Source organism: Pseudomonas sp. KB_15 (assembly GCF_052114525.1).
In the GTDB taxonomy this organism is placed as follows: domain Bacteria; phylum Pseudomonadota; class Gammaproteobacteria; order Pseudomonadales; family Pseudomonadaceae; genus Aquipseudomonas.
Genome location: NZ_JBFREX010000022.1, coordinates 33,249 through 57,153, shown reverse-complemented (window position 1 = coordinate 57,153; position 23,905 = coordinate 33,249). Strand labels below are relative to the sequence as shown.

Sequence of the window (23,905 nt, the reverse complement as noted above, 5' to 3'; positions counted from 1 at the left end):
GTGAAGAACCATAAAAAAAGCCCCGCCAATTCTCATTGGCAGGGCCGTTTTTTATTGCATCAAGCGTTTGCCTTACTCGGCGTCCGCTGCCTTCTCACCGTGAGACAGGCTGTAGACGTAAGCGGCCAGCAGGTGAACCTTGTCGTTACCTTGCAGTTGCTCTTGCGCAGGCATCTGGCCCTGACGGCCGTAACGGATGGTCTGCTGCAGTTGAGCGAAGCTCGAACCGTAGATGAACGCTGCCGGGTGAGTCAGGTCAGGCGCGCCCATCGCTGGCGTACCTTTGCCTTCCGGACCGTGGCACGCCACGCAGTTGGTGGCGAACAGTTTCTGCCCGGCAACCGGGTCGGCCTTGGTGCCTTCCGGCAACTTGCGGCCATCGAGGTTGGTCAGGACAAACGCGGCCACGTCGGCCACGCCTTGCTCGCCGATCACTTCAGCCCACGCCGGCATTACTGCATGACGGCCGCCCATGATGGTGGTCTTGATGGTTGCCGGCTCGCCGCCCCAGCGCCAGTCGGCGTCGGTCAGGTTAGGGAAGCCATAGGCGCCCTTGGCGTCGGAACCATGGCAAACCGAGCAGTTGGAGGCGAACAGACGGCCACCCATCTTCAGGGCTTGCGGGTCCTTGGCCACTTCTTCGATTGGCATGGCAGCGAACTTGGCGAAGATCGGACCGAACTTGGCGTCCGACCTGGCCATTTCCTTTTCCCACTCGTGAACGCCGGTCCAGCCGGTCTGGCCGTTGGCGAACGGGGTCTGCTTCTCGTTGTCGAGGTAGCCGTAACCCGGCAGCAGGCCTTTCCAGTTACCCAGGCCCGGATACAGCGCCAGGTAGCCCAGTGCGAAGATGATGGTGCCCACGAACAGCATGAACCACCATTTCGGCAGCGGGTTGTCGTACTCCTCGATCCCGTCGAAGGAGTGCCCGACTGTCTCGTCCGTCTGCTCTGCGCGCTGGCCCTTGCGGGTCGACAGCAGCAGCCAGGTCAGGGAAAAGATCGTACCGAGACTGAGGACTGTGACGTACAGACTCCAGAATGTAGTCATTCTTTGTTACTCCTAGAAGCTTGCTCGACGTGCTTGATGGCTTCGGGATCATCCGCGAAAGGCAGCAAGGTCGCGTCTTCAAACTCCGACTTGCGCTTGGGACTGAACACCCACAGTGCCAGTCCGATGAAGGCCACCATCACGACAACGGTGCCCAGGCCACGAATCATCCCGATATCCATCCAATTCACCGTTTGCTTTTGATGATGGTGCCCAGGCCTTGCAGATAGGCCACCAGCGCGTCCATTTCGGTTTTGCCCTTCACAGCATCCTTGGCGCCGGCGATGTCTTCGTCGGTGTAAGGGACGCCGAGCGTGCGCAAGACTTCCATTTTTTTCGCAGTGTCTTTACCGTCGAGCTTGTTTTCCACGAGGAACGGGTAGGCCGGCATTTTCGACTCAGGCACTACGTTGCGCGGGTTGTACAAGTGCGCACGCTGCCAGTCATCGGAGTAACGGCCGCCGACACGGGCCAGGTCCGGACCGGTACGCTTGGAACCCCACAGGAAGGGGTGGTCCCAGACGCTTTCACCGGCGACCGAGTAGTGGCCGTAGCGTTCGGTTTCAGCACGGAACGGACGGATCATCTGCGAGTGGCAGCCGACACAACCGTTGGCGATATAAACGTCCCGGCCTTCCAGTTCAAGGGCGGTGCGGGGCTTCATGCCCTCGACCGGCTTGTTGGTGACATCCTGGAAAAACAGCGGAACGATCTGGGTCAGGCCGCCGACGCTGACGGCGATGACCATGAAGAAGGCCAGCAGGCCAATATTCTTCTCGACTGCTTCATGCTTCATCAGTGAGCTCCAACTACAACGATCTGTTCGGCGGCTTCAGCTTCAGCCGGGTTCGAGGCACGTACGGTACGGAATACGTTGTAGGCCATGAACAACATGCCGGTGGCGAAGAACGCACCGCCCAGGGCACGAACGATGAAACCAGGGTGGCTGGCTTGCAGCGCTTCGACGAACGAGTAGGTGAGGGTGCCGTCGTCGTTGATTGCACGCCACATCAGGCCCTGGGTAATGCCGTTGACCCACATCGAAGCGATGTAGAGCACGGTACCGATGGTCGCGAGCCAGAAGTGGGTGTTGATCAGGCCGGTGCTGTGCATCTGCGCACGACCGAACAGTTTCGGGATCATGTGGTAGATGGCGCCGATCGAGATCATCGCCACCCAGCCCAGAGCGCCGGCGTGTACGTGGCCGATGGTCCAGTCGGTGTAGTGCGACAGCGAGTTGACGGTCTTGATCGCCATCATCGGACCTTCGAAGGTCGACATGCCGTAGAACGCCAGGGACACCACCAGGAAGCGCAGGATCGGGTCGGTGCGCAGCTTATGCCAGGCGCCCGACAGGGTCATCATGCCGTTGATCATGCCGCCCCAGCTCGGAGCCAGCAGGATGATCGACATCGCCATGCCCAGGGACTGCGCCCAGTCCGGCAGTGCGGTGTAGTGCAGGTGGTGCGGACCGGCCCAGATGTACAGGGTGATCAGTGCCCAGAAGTGCACGATCGACAGGCGATAGGAGTAGATCGGACGTTCGGCCTGTTTCGGCACGAAGTAGTACATCATCCCCAGGAAGCCGGTGGTCAGGAAGAAACCCACGGCGTTGTGGCCGTACCACCACTGGATCATTGCGTCCGTCGCGCCCGAATAGGCCGAGTACGACTTGAACAGGCTGACCGGCAGCGACATGTGGTTGACGATGTGCAGCATCGCGGTCACGACGATGAACGCGCCGTAGAACCAGTTACCCACATAGATGTGCTTGGTCTTGCGCTTGACGATGGTGCCGAAGAACACCAGACCGTAGGTGACCCAGACAATGGCCAGCAGAATAGCCAGGGGCCATTCCAGTTCCGCGTATTCCTTGGTGGTGGTGAAACCCATCGGCAAGGTAATGATCGCGCCGACGATCACCGCTTGCCATCCCCAGAAGGTGAAGGCGGCGAGGCTGTCGGAAATCAGTCGCGTTTGGCAGGTTCGCTGCACGACGTAATAAGAAGTGGCAAACAGTGCACATCCACCGAAGGCGAAAATCACCAGGTTGGTGTGCAACGGGCGTAAGCGTCCAAAAGTCGTCCACGGCAGACCGAAGTTCAATTCCGGCCATACGAGCTGTGAGGCGATGAAGACACCGAGCCCCATGCCAAGGATCCCCCAGACCACCGTCATGATGGCGAACTGGCGGACTACCTTATAGTTATAAGCAGTCGGACTGATTGCTGTGCTCATTCTAAGGTTCCACGGTTTGGGTGTTTTATTAGGATTAAAAATCGGCCGCAAGTATGGAGAAAGCAGGGGGTCATTGCAACGCGCCATGACCTGGGTCAATGCTTTCAAATGCTGATTCTGCGGCCTTTCCATGCGCCGCGTAGGGACAAAATTGCCCGTGGGCAAAACGTCCTGGCGGACTGATCAGGCGAGGGGGTCAGGTCGGATGTAACGAGGTGTGTTCAAACGCAACGTTTGGCTGACCGAAGGCAATTGGCGCGACAGCCGGTATCTACCAGCCTTTGCGGCCTGTCATCGGGCAGATTCGTCGAACACATCGTTCAGGGTCGACCTGGAACCGGCACCGGCCAGTCCGCATCGGGGGAAGCTTAGACCTGAATCCGGGGAACCGAAAGGAAGAGTCAAAGAGGGTGCGACAATGCGTCGCAAAGGAGCAGGGAACTGCCGCATCCGGGAGAATGCGGCAGCAGAGCGGTCGGGATTTATTCGCGGTTGTCTTCAGCCTGTAAGCGCTCGGTATTCAAACCGTGGGAGAGGCTGTACACATACGCGGCCAGCAATTGCACCTTATCGTTGCCGAGCAGTTCGTTTTGCGCCGGCATATGGCCCTGGCGGCCATGCCGAATCGTCTGTTCAAGCTGCGTCAGGCTGGTGCCGTAGATGAAGCCGGCCGGGTGCGTGAGGTTCGGCGCACCCATGGCTTCGGTGCCCTGGCCGTTTGCGCCATGGCAGGCGACGCAGGTGGTGCTGAAGGCTTGTTGTCCGGCTTGCAGGTCGGCCTTGCTGTCGGCAGGCAAGGGCAGGCCGGCCAGACCATGGCGCACATAAGCGGCGACGTTTTTCACACCATCTTCCCCCAGGACTTCACCCCAGGCCGGCATCATCGCCATCCGGCCACCCATGATGGTGGTCTTGATGGTTTCCGGGTTGCCACCCCAACGCCAGTCGCTGTCGGTCAGGTTGGGGAAGCCGAATGCACCCTTGGCGTCCGAGCCGTGACACACCGAGCAGTTGGAGGCAAACAGGCGGCCGCCCATTTTCAGCGCTTGCGGGTCTTTGGCCACTTCTTCCAGTGGCATTGCCGCGAATTTGGCGAAAATCGGTCCGAACTTAGTGTCAGCCTTGGCCATTTCCTTTTCCCATTCGTGCACGCCGGTCCAGCCATTTTCGTAGCCGGGCAGGATGCCTTTCCAGTTGCCCAGGCCCGGATAGAGGATCAGGTAGCCGACGGCGAATACCAGGGTGCCGGCGAACAGCATGAACCACCATTGCGGCAACGGGTTGTCGTACTCCTCGATGCCGTCGAAGCTGTGGCCCATGGTCTGGTCGACGCTGCCCTTGGTTTCACCCTTGCGGGTGCCGATCAACAGCCAGGTCAGGCCGATCAGGCTGCCGATGGTCAGTACGCAGATCCACGTACTCCAGAAGGTGGTCATGGCCGGGTACTCCTTGTTGCAGATTCTTCGGTGATGTCGGGTTGTGGCTCGTCGGCGAACGGCAGCAGGCGCGCTTCGGCGAATTCCGGATTGCGCTTGCCGTTGAACACCCACAGGGTCAGGCCGACGAAGGCGATGAAGACAACGACGGTGCCCAGGCCGCGGATCATTCCAGTGCTCATCTCAACAACCATGGCTCACCTCTTGCTCTTGATCGCAGTGCCGAGCACTTGCAGGTAGGCGACCAGCGCATCCATCTCGCTCTTGCCCTTGAGCGAAGCGACGGCACCGGTGATGTCCTCGTCGGTGTATGGCACGCCCAGGGTGCGCATGGCGCGCAGCTTGGTTTCGGTGTGGCTGCTGTCGAGCTGATTGGCCACCAGCCACGGGTAGGCGGGCATCTTCGACTCCGGCACGACGTTGCGCGGGTTGTACAAGTGCGCGCGGTGCCAGTCATCCGAGTAACGCGCGCCGACCCGTGCCAGGTCCGGCCCGGTGCGTTTCGAGCCCCACAGGAACGGGTGATCCCAGACGCTTTCGCCGGCCACCGAGTAGTGGCCGTAGCGTTCGGTTTCGGCACGGAACGGACGGATCATCTGCGAGTGGCAACCGACACAGCCTTCGCGGATGTAGAGGTCGCGACCTTCCAGTTGCAACGCGGTGTAGGGCTTCATGCCTTCCACCGGTTTATTGGTCACGTCCTGGAAGAACAGCGGGACGATCTGGGTCAGGCCGCCGATGCTCACGGCCAGGATCATCAGCAGCAGCAACAGGCCGACGTTTTTCTCGATAGTTTCGTGTTTCATGGCGGACTCCTCAGGCCATCTGCGCGGCAGCGGCGACGGCGGCAGGCTGCGAGGCCCGCACGGTGCGCCAGGTGTTGTAGGCCATCAGCAACATGCCCGTGAGGAAGATCGCGCCACCCACCAGCCGCACGACGAAGCCAGGGTGGCTGGCCACCAGGGTCTCGACGAAGGAGTAAGTCAGCGTGCCGTCCTCGTTCACCGCACGCCACATCAGGCCCTGGGCGATACCGTTGACCCACATCGAGGCGATGTACAGAACGGTGCCGATGGTGGCGAGCCAGAAGTGCGCGTTGATCAGGCCAATGCTGTGCATCTGCTCGCGTCCGAAGACTTTCGGGATCATGTGGTACAGCGCGCCGATGGAAATCATCGCCACCCAGCCGAGCGCGCCGGCGTGGACGTGGCCGATGGTCCAGTCGGTGTAGTGGGAGAGGGCGTTGACCGTCTTGATCGCCATCATCGGCCCTTCGAAGGTCGACATGCCGTAGAACGCCAGGGACACCACCAGGAAGCGCAGGATCGGGTCGCTGCGCAACTTATGCCAGGCGCCCGACAGGGTCATCATGCCGTTGATCATCCCGCCCCAGCTCGGTGCCAGCAGGATCAGCGACATCACCATGCCCAGCGACTGCGCCCAGTCGGGCAACGCGGTGTAGTGCAAGTGGTGCGGGCCGGCCCAGATGTACAGGGTGATCAGCGCCCAGAAGTGCACGATCGACAGGCGATACGAATACACCGGGCGCTCGGCCTGTTTCGGCACGAAGTAGTACATCATTCCGAGGAAACCGGCGGTGAGGAAAAAGCCTACGGCGTTGTGTCCGTACCACCATTGCACCATCGCGTCGGTGGCACCGGCGTACAGCGAGTAGGACTTGGTGAAGCTGACCGGCAATTCCAGGTTGTTGACGATGTGCAGGATCGCCACGGTGATGATGAACGCACCGAAGAACCAGTTACCGACATAGATGTGTTTGGTCTTGCGCTGCATGATCGTGCCGAAGAACACGACGGCGTAGGCGACCCAGACAATGGTGATCAGAATGTCGATCGGCCATTCCAGCTCGGCGTATTCCTTGGAGCTGGTGTAGCCCAGCGGCAGGCTGATGGCCGCGAGCAGAATCACCAGTTGCCAGCCCCAGAAGCAGAACGCGGCGATTTTCGGCGCAAACAATGGCGTCTGGCAGGTGCGTTGCACCGAATAGAACGAACTGGCGAACAAGGCGCAGCCGCCGAAGGCGAAGATCACTGCGTTGGTGTGCAGCGGGCGCAGGCGGCCGAAGCTGGTCCACGGCAAATTGAAGTTGAGTTCGGGCCAGACCAACTGGGCCGCGAGAAAAACCCCGAGCCCCATGCCGACGATGCCCCACACCACCGTCATAATGGCGAATTGGCGGACCACCTTGTAGTTGTAGGCGGTACTGATAGAAGTGTTCATGGTTCCCCATCCACGGTTCAGCCGAAGTGAGCGCGCAGCGCAAGGCAGTGCACCCTTCGGCCGGAGTTATAGGCAGACTGAAAGCGAGGCAAGCATGGACAAAGGGCACAAGGCCGGTATTGACGGGGATCAATGGGCGCAGTGTGTGCGGGATCATGGATGGTTGTGGAATGCCGCCGCTGGCAAGGCTGCGGCGACGCTGATCCTCGCCCATGGCGCCGGCGCACCGATGGACAGCGACTGGATGAGCGACATGGCTGCACGCCTCGCCGCGCAAGGCGTCAACGTGTTGCGCTTCGAGTTCCCGTACATGGCGCAACGGCGTATCGACGGCGGTAAACGCCCGCCGAACCCGGCGCCGAAACTGCTGGAGTGCTGGCGCGAGGTGTATGCCCAGGTGCGACGCCATGTCGCCGGGCCACTGGCCATAGGCGGCAAGTCCATGGGCGGTCGCATGGCCAGTTTGCTGGCGGATGAGTTGGGGGTGGATGCGCTGGTGTGCCTGGGCTATCCGTTCTATGCGGTGGGCAAACCGGAGAAACCGCGGGTCGAACATCTGGCCGGGCTGAAGACACGGAGCTTGATCGTGCAGGGTGAGCGCGATGCGTTGGGCAGCCGGGAGGCGGTCGAGGGTTATACGCTATCGCCGGGTATCGAGGTGTTCTGGCTGGTGGCGGGGGATCATGATTTGAAGCCGTTGAAGGCTTCGGGGTTTAGTCATGAGCAGCATTTGACGGCTACAGCAGGGAAAGTGGCCGAATTTCTTCGTTGATCAACAGGCTTCCAAATCCTCATGTTAGATGGTGTGGTACGGATATTGGCGAGTATTTGAATGCTTGAATAATAGTGCCCCTTGGGGAAGGGGCACCGGCAATAAGCATTAACAACTAGGTGTTAGAGTTGGCCTGATTGAGTTCAAGTTGGTTCTGGGGGTTTTTGTTGCGCAGCTTCCTGATAAGGTTTTTTCCGAAGTCAATTGATTTTGTTTCTATCGTTATGTGCAGTGCATAAGATATGGCAATAATAATTGATACGGCGATCAATAAGGCTGCAAAGTAAGGGATGTTTTTGTCCATTGCGATTCGGATAATTGAATAGCCGATTAAGGAATGGGTTATGTAAAGGGGGTAGCTGATTTTAGCAATAAAATCTAATGGTGCAAATGGCCGGAAGTATTTTCTAAGGGTATAGGCTGCGACAAATACACAAAGGCCATAAATATAATTTTGTGGTGTGCTTGGGATTTGGTCTGCCCAGGAGTTTCGTGTCCAGCACATCAAAATCAGAAGAAGCAATATTGAAGAGTATGAAATTAGTTCTATGGTGGTGATTTTTTCAGAGAAGTGAAAATAGAAAAAGGTGCCTATGAACATGAAGCACACAACCATGAGCTCTACTTTGATTGACTCAATGGACAGGTTGAAATAGGTAAAGTTAATGATGGAGTGCGCTACGGGGTACCAGTCTGTGAAGCAGAGCGTGGCCACCGCCAGAAATACTATTGGCAGCGGGTTTGCTTTTCTTATAGCGCTGTAAAGGATTGCGGAGATAAGGTAGAACTTGATTTCGATTGCGAGTGTCCAGTTTACAAGATCAATTGTTTTTATCAGGATGTTTGAGTGTACAAGTGAAAGGTTGGCCAGCAGCACCTCTACGGTCATTGCGAATTCTTTGCCCCAGTAGTGACTCGAAAGCCAAATGCAAAGCAGCATGACAGCCGTGCCTGTCAGGTAGGTGGGGTAAATTCTAAGAAATCTGGATATCAAGAACTCTACCGGTGATGATTTAGCTAATGAAAAAGGTATTACGAATCCGCTGATGAGAAAAAAAATAGCAACGCCAAATGGGCCGTAGTTTACCGTTGGTGGTGATAACCACCCCAGTAGTCTGGAGGATGGGCCTTCGATTGCCGGGGCGAATATATAAGCCGAAACCGTGTCTCGCGCCACCCAGTAGATTCCGCATAAATGGATAACCATGACGGCAATAATGGCTATCGCGCGGAGTTGGTTTGCGAATATTACCTTATCTTTCTCTTGTTGCATTTAGATGATCCATTTCCAGTGGGTTGCTCTTCAAGGCCATGGTCGAAAGTTTGTGGGCGTGTGGGAGCTTGATTGTTGTTTTTTGATTCGGATGCCAGCCGAGTGGAGATTCTATCGATGAGCAGGTTCGCGGTCATCCATGTGATGACTTATTTTCTCACCAAAAAAAAGGCCCCGCTGGCGAAGGCTGCGGGGCCTTTTATTTCAAGTGTCGATCAACGGTTAAACCGCTCCACCAACGAGTACTGGGTATTCGCAGTCCTGGTCAGCTCTTCACTCAGCAACGCCGAGCTCTGCGCCTGCTCCGAGGTCTGGTCAGCCAGGGCCGAAATATTGCTGATGTTGCGGCTGATTTCTTCGGCCACGGCACTTTGCTCTTCGGTTGCGGCGGCGATCTGGGTGGTCATGTCGGTGATGTTGGCCACCGCTTCGCTGATACCCACCAGTGCCTGGTCCGCTTCCAGTACCCGCGCCACGCCTTCTTCCGCCTGACGATGCCCGGCTTCCATGGTTTGCACCGCAGTGCCGGCGGTTTGCTGGAGCTTGGCGATCAGTGCATGAATCTGCCCGGTGGACTCGCTGGTGCGTTGCGCCAGTTGACGAACCTCGTCGGCCACCACCGCAAAACCACGACCCATCTCTCCGGCACGGGCCGCTTCAATGGCAGCGTTCAGCGCCAGCAGGTTGGTCTGGTCGGCGATGCCTTTGATCACGTCGACCACGCCACCGATTTCGTTGCTGTCCTTGGCCAGTTGAGTCACGGTCACACCGGTTTCACCGACCACCACCGATAGGCGCTGGATGGCTTCGCGGGTTTCCCCGGCGATGTCGCGACCACGACCGGTCAGGCGATTGGCTTCCTGGGTGGCGTCGGCGGTGCGTTGTACGTGGCTGGCGACTTCCTGGGTGGTCGCGGCCATCTGGTTGACCGCGGTGGCCACTTGCTCGGTCTCGACCCGTTGACGCTCCAGGCCGCTGGAGCTGTTGTGGGCGAAAGCATCGGACTGCTTCGCCTGATCGGTCAGGTGCTCGGCAGTGTCCTGCAGACGTGTCAGGCAGGTTTTCAGACGCGCTTCCTGGCTGAGGATCGACATCTCCAGACGCGCCTGGGCACCACGGCTGTCGGTGTACATCTGCGCAATCAACGGGTCAGACGTCGTCTGTTCAGCCAGTTTCAACAAACGCTTGAGACCGCGCTGTTGCCAGCTCAGACCCAGCAAGCCCAGAGGCACCGAAAGACCGGCCGCCAGGGCAAAACCCCAGTGCGAGTTCAGCGACGCCCCGATCATGAAGCTCAACTGACTGACCAGAATGAACGGCAGCCAATCCTGCAGAACCGGTAGCCATTTATCGGTGGAAGGAATGGCCGACTTGCCCTGGTTGATGCGTTGGTAAAGCGCTTCGGCACGGCGGATCTGCTCGGCGGTGGGCTTGACCCGCACCGACTCGTAACCGATCACCTGATTGCCTTCGAAGATCGGCGTCACATAGGCGTTCACCCAGTAGTGATCGCCGCTCTTGCAGCGGTTCTTCACAATGCCCATCCAGGGCAAGCCTTGCTTCAGCGTGCCCCACATGTGCGCGAACACCGCAGCCGGCACGTCGGGGTGACGCACCAGGTTATGCGGCGCACGAATCAACTCATCACGAGAAAACCCGCTGATCTCGACGAAGGCGTCGTTACAGTAGGTGATCATGCCCTTGGCATCGGTGGTGGAAATCAGCCGTTGCTGAGCGGGAAAGGTTCGTTCGCGTTGTGTAATAGGCTGGTTGTTACGCATGGCGTTTTCAATCCGTGAGGCTTTGACAGGGTGTCGGCGGGGGAGGGGATTTGTTGAGTTTATTTTTCAACAGCCGCTGTTGTGCCAAGGGATGTACACAAAACCAATGTGGGAGCGAGCTTGCTCGCGATGGTCTATCAGGCAACAACTGAAGTTGACTGAACGACCATCGTCGGAGCGCCGCCCGGAGCAAGCTCGCTCCTACATTAGGTCGGGACGGCTAGCGCTTTACGACGCCAGCACAGACACCTTTTTGAGCTTCGTATTCCGATACCCGCGCCAAGCCAGAATCACCAACATGCCGCACGTCACACCCGTGGCATTGGCCACCATATCGCCCCATGACGCACTGCGCAGCGGCATTAAGCTCTGCTCCAGCTCAATCACCATCGAGCCTACCAACGGCCAGAACAACAACCAGATCAACCGCGTACCGGGGAACGCCAGATAAGCACTCACCGTCAGGCAGGCAAAACCTGCCCAGTGATGCAGCTTGTCCTGGTTCTCGAAAACCTGAGGCACCGGCTCGCCGCGCATTCCGGCGAAACACAGCACCAGCAAGATCACGAAAAACGCCAGCTTGGGCAGGGCACGCAGGATTCGCTGCTTCATTCGGTGACCTTGTAGAAGTTGCTGTGGAACAGGTCGATGTTGCGACGCTCTGTCAGGGAATACAGCGAGTAACTGCGAGCCAGTGCGGCACCACCGTCACGGGTCAGCGGTGTCCACGCCAGGGTGGCACGGCGCGTGGTAGAACTGGCCATCAATTCGTCGAACGGAATCGAGAAGTAAATGCCTTTGCCGAAACTACCTTCGCCGTACTCTTCCGTGGTCGCATTGGTCAACGTCACCCAGCCACCGAAACGCACGCCATTGTTGAATTCGCGGGACAGGTCCAGGGTAACCCCATAGTCCCTGGCCAGATAACGCCCAACGCTGACTGCACCGAGAATGTCCTGGAAGGCACTGCGGTAGTAGAGCGTAGCGTTACCGGTGACGGTGCTGTAGTCACGCAGACCAAAGCCCTGATCGAATTCACGCTGCTTGACCCAGTTCATGTCCACACCCACGGCCCAGCGTTCGCCCATCGGACGATACAGCGCTTCGCCACCGACACCGGCGAACATCGATTCCAGGTAGCCGCCATACAGCATGCCGTAAAGGTCCTCATCCAGCTGTTTGACCTTGTTCATCTGGAAGGTCGGCATGGTGACTTCCGAAGTCGTCATGTACTGGCGCAGGTCGGTACGCACACGCGGCAGACCGCTAGGTGCGTCGTACTTGAACTTGTCGAAGTTGTTTGCCAGGTTCGCACTCAGGGTGCCGCTCCACCACAGGTCAGGCTTGAAGCGATACTCGCCATTCAAGTCCGCACTGAACTGGTACAACAGGAACCCGTCGGGGCCGCCGACGTTTTGCTTGTAGCCCAGGCCCAAGCCATAGCTGAGCGGGTCAGGCTTCTGCTCGAACAGGGTCTTTTCCTGATGCGGTACCGGGACGGTCATCTCGGTGACCCGACGCAGGTCTTCCAGCGGACGATCCTCTTGCACCACTTCACGGAAGGTATCCCGCGGCAGGCTGACTTCCTCGACCGGCAGGCTGTAGCGCGTGTCGACCATGGTGAACCAGTCGATTTCGTCGTTGACGCTGTTGTCCAGAATGCGCGAAGCGCGGCCCACGGCTTTCGGCGTGTGGAAATAGCGCCCCTGTTCGCCATAGACGATCACCTCGGAATCCCGCTGGGTGATGCGTGAAACCGTGTAGCCCGCGTTGTTTTGCAGGCGCTTGGCGACACCGGCCCACTGCACATCCTGCGGCGCGACCATGGGTTTGGTGTCGGACACAGGTTCAGGTTTCGGGTCGAAGCTCTTGGTCGGTGCCTTGCGGGTGGCAAAGTTGGTGTGCATGGTGATGCCGAACATCGCGGTGTTGCCGCGTTCCCAGGCAGCGTGCAGGTCGATCCAGTCGTTGGCTTTGAAGACGAAGCCGAGGTTGATTGGGGAGTCCTGGATTTGGTTGTTCTGCTTCGGTTCGTGCTGGTAGTCGTTGCCTTCGTATTCGAGCTTTAGAGACAGTGGGTCCCAGGGTGTTTGGTAAGTTACGCCGCCGAAGAAGGAGGGTGAACCGCGAAAGTACTGGTTGCCGTTAAAGTCACCGGCTTGGCTATTGGTGGATGCAGGACGTTGATCGAACTTGTCGTCGAGCATGCCCAAGGGGTTGTCCATGTCGCCACGATTGCCAATGTAACCCCATGCCAGACCCAGGCTGAGGTCAAAATTGCCTAGGCGTTTGTTGCCGACAAAATATTCGCTGGAGAACAGGCCGGTACCACCAATGTCTCGCGCACCCAACGCCACTTGCGGAATCCAGTGGGTTTCTTCGAGCAGACGTACTTTGGCGTCGATAGCCTTGTCTTTATAACTCTGGTCACCGCTCAAGGAGGAAGGACCATAATTGCGGTTAGTGATAGCGGTATAGCGGAACGACCCTTCCAGCCAATCAAATGGCTGAAACGACACGCTGTAACGACTGTAAGGATCGGTACGGTTAGCGTTCAGTGACAACTCACCCGCAGGCGCCATACGCGCAGTAGGAGTTTGCAGCAGCCCCACGCCACCAAAGTCATTCTGGGTGTAACGCGGCTCTGCCACCGCCCACGAGCTGCAACCCAACAACAAGCAAGGGATCAAGTGATACTTCATGGCTTCACCTCCAGCAGCGGCTGGGTGGCAATGAAGGCAGCCAGTTCGGTATTCAGGTCAGGCGTGGGATCGCCTTGTTTGCTGTTGTGCACCGGCACGTAAATGCGCGCGCCTGGGGCAGGTGGTACGGATTTGGTTTCGTTCCACAGAGCCACGCCGTCCTTGAATACCCGGCCGTCAGGCTGAATCACGAACAGCCAGTCGGCGTCAGCGTTTGGATCACGCGGGCAAGCCTCGAGATAGTCGATCGCTGCTTGTAACGGTTGGAACGGCAATTCGCATTCACCCAGAACCGCGCCTTCGACCCGAACCGTGGTTGGGCGAAGAGGGTAAAGCAGCACATCGCCATCACTCAGGAAGCGGTTATTGATGCGGTCCAATTCAACCTGCACCGGGTCAAGTTGGGCGACCTTGCGCCCGGTCACCGGCATGGCCTGCACCTTGTCGCGCAGGCGCGCGGCAAGTGTTGCCAACCCAACCTGATCGCCCACCAGTGCATTACTGTGCAAGGTCGACAGATCGAAAAGTACACCCACCTTGAGACGCTCTTGCGCATCACGCAGAGGGGTATGCAACCAGGCTGCGCCGAGCAGATAAGCCTTGGGGCTTACCTGAGCCTGCAGCAGCACGTCATGCAGGCGCGTGCCGTCCACAATTGAGTAACGCCCGGGCTTGGCGGCATCGCCCTGTAGCGTGACCAGCGAGTCGGCATTTGCGGCAAAAGTCATGAGCAGGCTGCAGCAAAGCAGCCAGGAAGAGCGAAAAATCATTGCACTACCGGCTTATTCGGGCGCACTTGAACAATGCGTAGGGGCAATTCGGGGGTGAGGTGTTGCTCGCTGGCCATGATGAAACCATCGGCGGGGTCGACCCAGTAGCGGTTCTGCGCGGTGAAGCCCAGGCCGTCCATCGCGATCTCTTCGTCCACGCGCAGCAGTTCCACATCGCGGTCGAGGATGTGCACGGTCTCCAGGCCTTTCTTCTTGAAGTGGCTGGTGACATTCACACCCATCCGATAACCGGCGATAAAGTCCACCTTGCGCCGGGATTCCAACCCATCGGGAATACGGTGCAAGCCCGTCTTGAATGGGGATACGCCCTCGAAACGGGTGCCATCCAGATTGTCGTTGAAACCGACACTGCGAATGGCCAGGCCGTCTTCAAGCATCAGGATCTGGCGAGTCGAGGCCATCCAGAAGCCGACACCATCCTGCAGACGTACCAACGCCATCACGGCTTCACCCGTAGGGGCCGCGATGGTGATCTGGTAATAAGGCGTTGCATCGACCTGCTGGCGGGTCAGCTCCAAGGGCTCAGGCCCTTCGAATGCGGCCTTAAGCGTGTCCATGGAAGCGGTCATCAACGGGTTGCAGGCGCTCACCAGCAAGGAGGCCACCGTCAGGGTGGCCAGTCGCAGAAATTTCACAAGAATTCCAGTTCTTAGTTGGTGGTGCCCAAGTCGTCTTTGATGTTGGCACCAACGCTCAGCAAGTTAGCCGAGGGGAAAACCTGGCTGATAAAGCGGTTCCAGCGAGTGATATCGGCCGGGCCAACATACACTACGTCCTGTGGCTTTAATTTGAAGTGCTGGGCAAGGGCGAACGCTGAAGGCGATTTCAGATCGATCTGGAACACCTTGACCGGTTCATCCGCCAGGTTCTCGACCCCGCGAATTACGTAAACTTCCTTGCCGCTGGAAGTTTCCTGACGCAAACCGCCGACACTGCCAAGGGCATCCGTGAGGTTCATGTTGCTGCCCTTGAAGGTAAGCGCACGCGTGGAGACAACTTCACCCAACAAATAGACTTTTTTCTGGTCGTTGTAAGGCAGGTGCAGTTGGTCGCCATCCTTCAGGTAGAGATGGTGCAGGTTCGAGTTCTTGCGATTGAGTGCGTCGAGGTCGATCAGGTATTCATGACCATCGCGCTTGAGCACCAAGCCGGAAATGTCGGCAGTGCCAACTTGCACCGAACCCTGACCAACTGCGTCCAGTAGACTCAATGGTGTGTTGGTGATTGGCAACTGGCCCGTCTTGCCAAAGGCACCCGACAGCACAACTTTCTGGCTGACAAAACGCAGGATGCTGACGTCCACTTGGGGCTCGGCAACAACCTTGGACAGGCGGGAGGCAATAATCGAGCGAAGTTCGTCGATAGTTTTACCAGCCGCTTCGATGGTGCCTACATAGGGGTAGAACAGCGTACCATCCGGGCGAATCAGGCGTCCGTTCGCTTCTATTTGCTGTTGTGGGCCGGACGGAGCGGTCAGTTCCGGGTGATCCCAGACTGTGATGTAAATCAGGTCACCGGCACCGATGCGGTACTCAGCAGGCTGGTAGCGCAGCAACTCTGGGGGAACGACGTTCGAATGGTCCGCGGCCGCTTCAATGGCCACCAGTTTAGGCGTAATCGGAACCAGCTCGATACGGCTGCTTTCCGGGGAACCTTCACGTACCAGATTGCCCGTGTCCATGTGCTGACCAGGGGAGAAAATGCAGCCTTGTAGGGTCAGGCCAACCAGCATGGCCAAGGGAAGCGCGCGATTCATTGTAGAAATTGCTCGAAGGGAATAGGCAAAACAAAACCTCCCAGCAAGGCTGGGAGGTTAGCGTATCGAACTTTAAGCGGGGGGCTGTTACCGAGTGGTACCAGTAGTGCCGGTAGTACCAGTGGTGCCGGTAGTACCTGGGGTACCGTCGTTACCGCCGCCGCCGCTGTTGGAAGCAGCAACACCGGCAGCGATTACACCAGCGCCGATTGCCAGACCAGTACCGACGGTTACACCGCCAGCGATTGGAGTGGACAGGGACAACTCAGAAGATGCTCCAGGTTTTGCAGCAGTAGAAGGCGCCTTTGCTGGAGCGGTTTCAGCAGCCATCAATGGCAGGCTGATGGAGGTAGCGAGGGCGATGGCCAGTAGCTTTTTCATGTTCATGCTCCTTGAAGGGGTAATCCTTGGGGGGTTATTGGGTTAAGGGTATTGCAAGAAGTGTCTGTTTTGCAAGCTACAGTTGCGGATATGCACTATTTTTTTAATAGTGGCAACTGTTTGCCTTCGACCTAATCGGAAATCTATCAAAAAAATGTGCATTGTCTAGTTTTCTAAATGGAAACTGAAGTGTGCATGTAAATCTTTACTCGAATGGATAAGCCAAAAGCACGCTCGTTTCAAATTGGTTGAGTACTTAATCAATAATGATGATTCAAATGGTCGGTTATCGAAGTTTATAATTTTTTTAAGTTTTACCTGGAGTTGCAGGGGCGGGTAATGTCAATCTGCTAGAGGATGTAGTAGCTGCTTCTAGCACTAAGTTATGGCCTCGCTACTTCTTAAAAATCCCGACAATCTGCTTGTTCTCGAAAACAAGGAGCGAGGTTATGTTATGAGTATCCATGAGAAGTAGTGCATCTTCCACACGAGTCCCCGACGCAACCATGATTGGATCACAACACATAAATTCTGCTGCAGTTTTTTCAAATACAGCTTCGCTATATCGATCAATAGCTCGACGAATATCACCATCGGTTACCAACCCCCAACCGGAAACGGATTTTACAATGGCAAGGCCAAGACTGCCTCGAGTCATTGTTTGAATGACATCCAGGATCTTTGAATCTGCTTGAACAAATGGCAAGTTGGAGTCTGTCATCTCGTCCTCCACTTTGCTCAACAGTCGCCGTCCTAAAGAGCCCCCTGGGTGGAAGCGAGCAAAATTTTCGGGTCTGAAGTCACGTGCATTCATAAGTGTGACCGCTAACGCATCACCCATAGCAAGCGCGGCAGTTGTGGAAGATGTCGGTGCCAGTTGCAATGGGCAAGCTTCTTCTTGAACACCGACATCTAGATGGTTATGGGCCGCCCTAGCAAGGGTCGAAATAGAATTGCCAGTTAATGCAATAAGATAGTTGTTGTTTCCTCTGAGAAATGGAATCAACTTTACAACTTCATCTGTTTCGCCGGAGTTTGAAATGGCGACAAATATATCATCCGGAGTAACCATGCCAAGATCGCCATGATAGGCTTCGCCTGGATGCATGAAAAAGCTAGGTGTGCCAGTGCTTGCTAAGGTGGCGGCGATTTTTTTTCCAATAATGCCAGACTTACCCATCCCGCATACAATTACCCGGCCTTTCGATTCTAATATATGTTGTACGGCTTCTGTAAAAGATTCACTCAGTCGATCAGAGAGGCGAGCAACAGCCTTGGATTCGATTTCAAACACTTGCTTCGCAATTTCAATAAAACTGTATTTTTTCATAGAGGTTTTGGTGAGCTTATGATGTGAAAGCTGTCTCGCATATCGAAATAGTATCAACATCCGTCTAGCTTATGTTGTTGAAATAAGTGATGTGGTCGGTAAGTATTATATTTTATGAGAGAGTTTGGCGTTTTTTATATTTAATGTGTGTGGGGTGTTTGGGGTGGCGGTTGTTTCGTTGGATTCAAAGTTGAAATATAAAGTCGTTCTATTTTTAATGCCATGATGTCCGCATTAAATTTCGTTTCATAGGTTTCACGACAGTTTTTTTCGAAAAATGAAGCAGGTTTTGCTTCGAGTGTAGCTAAGCAATGCTGGAAGTCTTTCTCGAAGTTTTCTATGGAGAAGATTAATCCATTAAAATTGTGAGAAATAATGCTTGGCAGCGCTCCTCTGTCGGAGGAAATAACAGGTGTGCCTGCGCGTAGAGATTCGATAGCAACCAATCCAAAACCTTCCCATCTGCTAGGCATAACTACAGCTGTGTACTYAGCATATTTTTTTTCTAATTCTTCCGGGAGGAGCCACCCCAAATAGTTAATGTTCGGAGTGGAGTGGCGCTTTTTCGAATCGCCCAGTACTTGCTCGCCGGCGACATCTAGCGTGAATGAGGTGTTGTGTCTTTCAAAATAGTCGACGATTAAATCAAAGCCTTTTTGGTGGTCAAGGCGTCCAACAAAAAGAAGTTTTCCATTTCTCTTTTTTAATTGCTGTTGCAATAGGGTGTCACTCACTCCATTTTCAATTAAGTGAACTTTATTTTTATTAATTGCATTGCAAAGTAAGTTGAATTCGTAATGTGATATGGCAATCGTGGCGTCGCTAAGAAATGATAGTAGCCTTTCCGTAAAGGTTAACAACTTCTTCTTAATGCCGGTGACTCTTTGCGGGTCAAAGGAGACTCCATGCGATTGATATATTATTTTCGGAGGAAAAAAAACAAGCGCGAGTCTTCCAATAGCTCCGGCAAAAGAACTATGAAGATGTACGATGTCAGGCTTTAGTTTTAAATATACGTATATCAGTTTGGCTGTAAAAAGTATCAGGCCTAAGATTGACCTGGATCCCCTATAGGTGAAGACTTGTTGAGAAGGGTTGATGTAATTAGCATGAGACTCGTTCACGAGCACAAACGTATTGTGAGTTTTATTTTGGCTGGATAGCAGTTCATTTATGACGGTAGCAACCCCACCCTTTGCATACTCGGCAACATGAAGTATTTTTAACATAGTAGATCTCTGGGCAGGAATATAATTGGCCGCTAAATACGCAGTTTTCCACAGTTGGTTATTGAAGTGGAGGGTTTTATAGAGTTGTTGGGGTGCGAAATTTTATGTGTTTTTAAAATTCAACGTTTTATGCGGTTTAAGAAATAAAATAAGATTGACTTCAGTTTGAATTTTTTTGAGAAAAACTTTTTATATATAAGCCTTTTGCTGAACATAAAGCCGCTTAATTCAAAGCGGCTAATATTTTCACGAGTTGAGGCGTTTTGTCTTATTTCTGGTATTGATTGCATTGGGAGCATCCTTCGCTGGTAGTCCATGCGCGAAGGAGACTGAAGTATTATGGATGCAATTTCTTCGCTTAAATCCACCGACTCGTGAATTCTCCATCCGGCAACCGAAAGTATTGGGGCTGATCTGTAATCAAAGACTATTGCTGGAATTCCATAGTTGGCTGTTGTGTTTATTATCGAACTTGGCGTCGAAAATACAGCAGTGTAACCTGATGTCACGCAATCCTCGAAAGACCCCGAAGTCATATTGCGTTCAGGGCGAATTTTCAAAGCCTCAACTATTGATTTGTCAAATATCCTATAGTTGTACGGTATGTTCAGGCTTTCGAGTTGGGCTTCTAGGTTTTTTATTAGCTTAATTAATCTCGGGAATTCCGCTTGATTGAATATTGGATTGTTGGCCGCAGTAATCAAGAATAGTGGTGAGCTGGTCGTTGTAGGTGTGGCTGGGTTGTGCGATAACATACGTATAGGCCAATATAATTTTAGCTCGGCGTTAAATGGTTTGAAGTATTCAAATGCGGAAAGATCAGTGAAGAAAATTTGTGTGTAGCAGTCTTCGCTTAGGAGTGAAGTTTTTTTTGCTTTAAGAAGTTTGTTTTCGAATGAGTTACTGAAATCAAATATTCCGTCTTGCAGAAATATCACTTCCAGGCCTAAGGCTTTCGCGATACCGCAAATTTTTCGCGCTTCTTTATCATGATCGATACAACTAAAAACGATATTATAGTTCGAGAGAATGCTTTTTATTGGCCGTAGTGGTGAATACCCGAATGTAAGATTATTAGAGCTCGCTAGATGCTTTAGCTCTATAAGCTCTTCAAAATAATCTCTTGGTTGTAAGAATAAGATATTCATCGGTGAAAGATGATTGGTGATTTGTTATTTTGATATGAGGATATCATGCTTGTGTCATTACTGGTTTCAGTTGAGGTTGTGATTTGTTGTACGGCGTTTTAGCATTCTTTAGTGTCGCATAGATGAAGGCTCCTGCGAACCAGAAAATAGGTAGGAGGACTTCATCCTCCGTCAGGCTCATTAGTATCAGGCTAAGAAAGCCAGAAATTAAGAAGGCACGGTTTCTGTGTTTTAGTCGACTGGCTTTGCGATAGAGGCCATAAAGAACAGCGATAAAGCACAAGAAGAATACAGACCCGAATTGATAAGTGATGAACAAAGGTAGATTATGGGGGTTTATGGGCATTGTCTTTGTTAGATCTGCGTCGGTGAAAACACCAAATAAAAGATTAATAGGGTCTTTGGTAATTTCATAAAAATAGGCAGGCCAGGTATTTATTCGCGACTTTCCATTACCAGAGTCAAAGCCATATATTGCACGCTCTAAAATTTGGTCGGTGTCTGAAAATATAAAAATAAATGAAGCTGTCGCTGTGATAATTATTGCAAAATATACGATGCTTGCAGTTTTTCTTTCAAGTATTGCGCGTATCGTCAGATAAGCTAGGAGTCCAACGTAACCTCCTTTTGAAAAGGTTAATAGTAGAGATGCTAAAATCAAACCCTTGCAAATAAACTGTAGTTTTTTGCTCTCTGCTCTGCATGTGTCCGTGAACATATACATAAAAATTAGACAAAAAGACCACCTGTTGGGGTCAAGGTAAAAACCGGAGTATCTATAACCCCAAGTGTCAGCGAAAACAAACGAGTCTAATGAGTTTATCAAGATCTTTCGTGACTCTGATGCCTCTCCGTTGAAAAGTATAACCAGTTCAGCGTGATCTCTTGTGGCGACAGTGAAAAGAAAAGCCAAAATTCCCAGTGAATTCATTACTATGAAAAAAATCATAGCGATTTTACCGAATTCTTTTGTTCTTGAAAGATTACATGTGGTTGTGAAAATGAAAAAAGGAAGCATTAAAAGGAAGTAAATCAGAATATGTATTTCATCACCAATTCCGCCAAAGTTTCGTGCTGTAAATGCAATAAGCATTAATAGAGTAAAGAATAATAAAATTATTACTGGTTTGAGTTTTATTTGCTTTGGTTTAAGGGTGACCGATATTAAGAAAAAAGCTGAAAATAATATGTGGAATGGAACTAGTATTGATATGTTTTTGATGAAGATCGATAGAAGTAAGAGGGTCGTGACTAAAGTAAATCCAGTTTTATTATTCATTTGTGATCTCGTGGAAAAAATCATCTATAGACCGTAGGCACTTATTCGTTGGTAGGCTTTTCATGAGATATTCAGCAGATAGTATGGCTTTTGATATTTCATGATTTGAAGCATTAGTGTCTATTAGTTTTCCATGAGAAATGTGTTTAAAAGCCTCCGGGACGCCTCCAATATTACTTCCGATAACATAGCATCCGCAGTTTGCGGCTTCTAAATAAGCTAATCCAAAGGCTTCTTCGAGTTCTGTTAATAAAAGAAAGATGTTGTTGTTTGAGTATATGTATGGAAGTTTGCTCTGGTCTACTTGACCTAGGAAGATAACATCTTCGCTGATTGAGCTTTCTGATACTTGTGTTTTTAAATCATTAAGATATGCGCCATCACCTACGATTGTCCATTTTATATCTATGTTTGGGTTAGATTTTTTCAAATATAGGACAGCTTCAAATGATTTCTTGTATCCCTTTCCCTCAACGATTCGCGATACGGATACTATTCGTATCTGATTTTTATGCTTTTGCGTTGAGACGGGGTAAAATAAATTTTTATCTATGCCATTGTGCGAAACTTTGATTTTATCAAGAATGCCGCTAGTGTCTAAATCTTTGGAAAAACGACCTTTAATGAACTCTGAAACAAAGAAGATTTCTTTGCAGTGTTCCAGGCATTTGCTGTACTTGCCCTTAAAGTTAATAAAATTGGCCTTTCGGTTATTTTGTTGTAAAAGAGGTTCGACGCCATGGATAATGCATTTGACTTTTTTTAAATTATTATTGCTGAGGTACAGGCCCGCGCAATAGATGCTAGCGCCATCGTTGCAAATTATTAGATCATATCGATTGGCATGAAATCGCAAGAAGGGAGCGTATGCCAACGGCCATAACTGTAGAATTGTCTTTTTTACAAACCTTGGAAGGTTTGATGACCTGAGCCAGTTAAGGGATAGAATATCTATCTCAACGTTTAATTTTTTGGCGGTGTTGAATATATTTTGAGCAACGCTGCCCGCACCACCTATTGCAGGTGGGTACTCATGGCTGAAAAGCAATATTTTTTTCATGTTTAGTTTAATTGGGCGCAGTCGCAAGAATTAATTATATGCTCAAACCCTATCTATCTACAATGTTTGGTGGATTTCATTAAGAGGACATTGTTGATGGCTTAGTGTTTAATTATATGTTTATCGGGGTTTTAAATAAAACGCCGTTCATGTGCTAATGTGTTTGATGTTTGATCTATCTTCACTGATTAGTTTCATTTCTAAGTAGTGACCACTTGCCTTCCATACTAACGAGCATGCGAACACCAAAAGCAAAGAGATTGGGACTACGTTGTAGCAATTAAAAAACTCAAGTATCTTCGCGGTGATAAGAAAAATTGGGAGCATTAGGATGTTGCAGCGGAATAACGCTTTGTCTTTTTTAAGAGCATAAAGAGAGTAATGAAAAGCCATGCTCAATGCATGGGCGCTGAATGCGAGCATTAAAATATAGAAAGAGTTTAGCTCGGCTATGTAAATTGGTTTGTCAATCCAAGTTAGTACGTATTTTATGGTTAATGTACAGGCGATTGAATAGATTACGCATACTACTATTGTTTGAGTTAGCATGGATTGAAATGCAGTTTTGAATTCTTTTGGAGAGTTTCTTGCGGACTTTATCATGCTTGGATAATGATATGCATAAACCCCTGAGTCGAGTAGGGATATCATTGCATTTGATATTCCAATAAATAACACATAGGGGGCTACATGTGTGATGCCTTGAAAGGCTTCTATCATGTATCTGTCAAAGGTAAATATACCTCTCGAGGATAGTGTCGATATTAATATGGGTATTGAAATTATTAGACCCTTTTTTGTCCATGAGTAATCTAAGCGTAAATTACACTCTATAGAAATATTTGTTATCAGTGCGGCGATCGCAATAGAAATAATTCCTCCGGCAATCCAGAAGTATAAAACGCTTTCTATTGTCCTGGATTCAGGAATAAGCCACAAAACTGGGGCTATTACGATGGTCCATGCACTTGTTCTAATAAATAGCACAATGTTTGAGGAGAGCGGCCTGGAAATGGCAATAAGCACTCTGCTCTGTTCTTGTCCCAAATGCTCGATAATAAGAATTATTATAAGCAAAGTTATAATGTTGTTGGGTATTTCTTGAGAGATCATTGCTGAAATAATGATCGGAATGGCTATGATGTATGAGAATATAAGAAGGGCTGCGTGGTTTTTGACTATTTCGCCCCATTCGTTTCTGGTTGATGAAGCAAGCTCTCTTGTAGTGAAGCAGTAAAACTCTAGACCAAGTATGTAAACGAGGTAGCCTGCCGTAGCAGTAATTAGTCCGTAGACTCCAACGTCTTCTGGAGGAAGTAGTTTGGCTAGTAATATTATTAAAAAGAACTTTGAGAATAGCGTTGTCAGTCGGATGCTAATGCTTAATATTTTCTCGACTGTTTTACTGTTGGTAATCATGGTCACTCATAATTTATTT

The 23,905-nt window shown here is 52.1% G+C and carries 23 protein-coding genes; 1 reads left to right on the top strand and 22 read right to left on the bottom strand.

From position 1 onward, the window contains the following. Window positions 1-72: 72 nt before the first annotated feature. The 8 genes from ccoP (AB4Z35_RS18340) to ccoN (AB4Z35_RS18305) all read right to left on the bottom strand — a co-directional run bounded on the left by ccoP (AB4Z35_RS18340) (window position 73) and on the right by ccoN (AB4Z35_RS18305) (window position 6,965). The gene (gene ccoP / locus AB4Z35_RS18340; protein WP_442098502.1) at window positions 73-1,050 is read right to left on the bottom strand and encodes a cytochrome-c oxidase, cbb3-type subunit III; all 978 of its coding nucleotides are present in this window, start codon (window positions 1,048-1,050) and stop codon (window positions 73-75) included. Then, window positions 1,047-1,232: a CcoQ/FixQ family Cbb3-type cytochrome c oxidase assembly chaperone gene (locus AB4Z35_RS18335; RefSeq protein ID WP_003175465.1), complete on the bottom strand. Its 186-nt coding sequence runs from the start codon at window positions 1,230-1,232 to the stop codon at window positions 1,047-1,049. The genes ccoP (AB4Z35_RS18340) and AB4Z35_RS18335 overlap by 4 nt, the downstream gene beginning before the upstream one ends. Before the next feature lie 5 nt (window positions 1,233-1,237). Continuing rightward, a complete protein-coding gene (ccoO, locus tag AB4Z35_RS18330) occupies window positions 1,238-1,846 on the bottom strand; it encodes a cytochrome-c oxidase, cbb3-type subunit II (RefSeq protein ID WP_007905434.1) in 609 nt (202 codons plus the stop codon). Next, window positions 1,846-3,288: a cytochrome-c oxidase, cbb3-type subunit I gene (gene ccoN, locus AB4Z35_RS18325; RefSeq protein WP_007987240.1), complete on the bottom strand. Its 1,443-nt coding sequence runs from the start codon at window positions 3,286-3,288 to the stop codon at window positions 1,846-1,848. Before ccoN (AB4Z35_RS18325) ends, ccoO (AB4Z35_RS18330) begins: the two co-directional genes overlap by 1 nt. A gap of 482 nt (window positions 3,289-3,770) precedes the next feature. Further along, entirely contained in the window at window positions 3,771-4,724 is a 954-nt protein-coding gene (ccoP, locus tag AB4Z35_RS18320) for a cytochrome-c oxidase, cbb3-type subunit III (protein ID WP_442098500.1), read from the bottom strand. Then, a complete protein-coding gene (locus tag AB4Z35_RS18315) occupies window positions 4,721-4,918 on the bottom strand; it encodes a cbb3-type cytochrome oxidase subunit 3 (protein ID WP_103394979.1) in 198 nt (65 codons plus the stop codon). The genes ccoP (AB4Z35_RS18320) and AB4Z35_RS18315 overlap by 4 nt, the downstream gene beginning before the upstream one ends. 3 nt (window positions 4,919-4,921) lie before the next feature. Further along, window positions 4,922-5,530 (bottom strand): cytochrome-c oxidase, cbb3-type subunit II, encoded by a 609-nt coding sequence (gene ccoO, locus AB4Z35_RS18310; protein WP_007987243.1) that lies wholly within the window; start codon window positions 5,528-5,530, stop codon window positions 4,922-4,924. A gap of 10 nt (window positions 5,531-5,540) precedes the next feature. Next, window positions 5,541-6,965, bottom strand: a complete 1,425-nt coding sequence (gene ccoN, locus AB4Z35_RS18305; RefSeq protein WP_102673238.1) for a cytochrome-c oxidase, cbb3-type subunit I — start codon at window positions 6,963-6,965, stop codon at window positions 5,541-5,543. Window positions 6,966-7,059: 94 nt separating this feature from the next. Between ccoN (AB4Z35_RS18305) and AB4Z35_RS18300 the strand changes: the two genes are divergently transcribed. Beyond that, window positions 7,060-7,737, top strand: a complete 678-nt coding sequence (locus tag AB4Z35_RS18300; protein ID WP_442098497.1) for an alpha/beta fold hydrolase — start codon at window positions 7,060-7,062, stop codon at window positions 7,735-7,737. Between the two features lie 115 nt (window positions 7,738-7,852). Here AB4Z35_RS18300 and AB4Z35_RS18295 read toward each other — a convergent pair whose 3' ends face one another. The 14 genes from AB4Z35_RS18295 to AB4Z35_RS18230 form a co-directional block, all read right to left on the bottom strand. After that, window positions 7,853-9,010, bottom strand: coding sequence for an acyltransferase family protein (locus tag AB4Z35_RS18295; RefSeq protein WP_442098496.1), 1,158 nt, complete (start codon window positions 9,008-9,010; stop codon window positions 7,853-7,855). Window positions 9,011-9,225: 215 nt separating this feature from the next. Beyond that, on the bottom strand, window positions 9,226-10,791 hold the full coding sequence (locus AB4Z35_RS18290) for a methyl-accepting chemotaxis protein (RefSeq protein ID WP_442098495.1): 1,566 nt from the start codon (window positions 10,789-10,791) through the stop codon (window positions 9,226-9,228). A gap of 228 nt (window positions 10,792-11,019) precedes the next feature. After that, the gene (locus AB4Z35_RS18285; RefSeq protein ID WP_108230121.1) at window positions 11,020-11,403 is read right to left on the bottom strand and encodes a teicoplanin resistance protein VanZ; all 384 of its coding nucleotides are present in this window, start codon (window positions 11,401-11,403) and stop codon (window positions 11,020-11,022) included. Further along, window positions 11,400-13,493 (bottom strand): YjbH domain-containing protein, encoded by a 2,094-nt coding sequence (locus tag AB4Z35_RS18280; protein ID WP_442098494.1) that lies wholly within the window; start codon window positions 13,491-13,493, stop codon window positions 11,400-11,402. The genes AB4Z35_RS18285 and AB4Z35_RS18280 overlap by 4 nt, the downstream gene beginning before the upstream one ends. Beyond that, on the bottom strand, window positions 13,490-14,221 hold the full coding sequence (locus tag AB4Z35_RS18275) for a capsule biosynthesis GfcC family protein (protein ID WP_442098493.1): 732 nt from the start codon (window positions 14,219-14,221) through the stop codon (window positions 13,490-13,492). The genes AB4Z35_RS18280 and AB4Z35_RS18275 overlap by 4 nt, the downstream gene beginning before the upstream one ends. Before the next feature lie 38 nt (window positions 14,222-14,259). After that, window positions 14,260-14,919 carry a YjbF family lipoprotein gene (locus AB4Z35_RS18270; protein ID WP_442098492.1) on the bottom strand — a complete coding sequence of 220 codons (660 nt, stop codon included), beginning with the start codon at window positions 14,917-14,919 and terminating at the stop codon, window positions 14,260-14,262. A gap of 14 nt (window positions 14,920-14,933) precedes the next feature. Continuing rightward, complete coding sequence (locus AB4Z35_RS18265) at window positions 14,934-16,040, bottom strand: polysaccharide biosynthesis/export family protein (protein ID WP_442098491.1); 1,107 nt, start codon at window positions 16,038-16,040, stop codon at window positions 14,934-14,936. Window positions 16,041-16,127: 87 nt separating this feature from the next. Then, window positions 16,128-16,421: a hypothetical protein gene (locus AB4Z35_RS18260; protein ID WP_007999429.1), complete on the bottom strand. Its 294-nt coding sequence runs from the start codon at window positions 16,419-16,421 to the stop codon at window positions 16,128-16,130. A 394-nt stretch (window positions 16,422-16,815) separates the two neighbouring features. Further along, window positions 16,816-17,751: a KpsF/GutQ family sugar-phosphate isomerase gene (locus tag AB4Z35_RS18255; RefSeq protein ID WP_442098490.1), complete on the bottom strand. Its 936-nt coding sequence runs from the start codon at window positions 17,749-17,751 to the stop codon at window positions 16,816-16,818. A gap of 140 nt (window positions 17,752-17,891) precedes the next feature. Next, on the bottom strand, window positions 17,892-18,980 hold the full coding sequence (locus AB4Z35_RS18250; RefSeq protein ID WP_442098489.1) for a glycosyltransferase family 4 protein: 1,089 nt from the start codon (window positions 18,978-18,980) through the stop codon (window positions 17,892-17,894). Window positions 18,981-19,099: 119 nt separating this feature from the next. Next, window positions 19,100-20,128, bottom strand: a complete 1,029-nt coding sequence (locus AB4Z35_RS18245; protein WP_442098487.1) for a hypothetical protein — start codon at window positions 20,126-20,128, stop codon at window positions 19,100-19,102. 43 nt (window positions 20,129-20,171) lie between these two features. Next, on the bottom strand, window positions 20,172-21,407 hold the full coding sequence (locus AB4Z35_RS18240; RefSeq protein ID WP_442098486.1) for an O-antigen ligase family protein: 1,236 nt from the start codon (window positions 21,405-21,407) through the stop codon (window positions 20,172-20,174). Next, window positions 21,400-22,467 carry a glycosyltransferase family 4 protein gene (locus tag AB4Z35_RS18235; protein WP_442098484.1) on the bottom strand — a complete coding sequence of 356 codons (1,068 nt, stop codon included), beginning with the start codon at window positions 22,465-22,467 and terminating at the stop codon, window positions 21,400-21,402. The genes AB4Z35_RS18240 and AB4Z35_RS18235 overlap by 8 nt, the downstream gene beginning before the upstream one ends. A gap of 147 nt (window positions 22,468-22,614) precedes the next feature. Further along, the gene (locus AB4Z35_RS18230) at window positions 22,615-23,886 is read right to left on the bottom strand and encodes a hypothetical protein (protein ID WP_442098482.1); all 1,272 of its coding nucleotides are present in this window, start codon (window positions 23,884-23,886) and stop codon (window positions 22,615-22,617) included. Window positions 23,887-23,905: the final 19 nt, after the last annotated feature.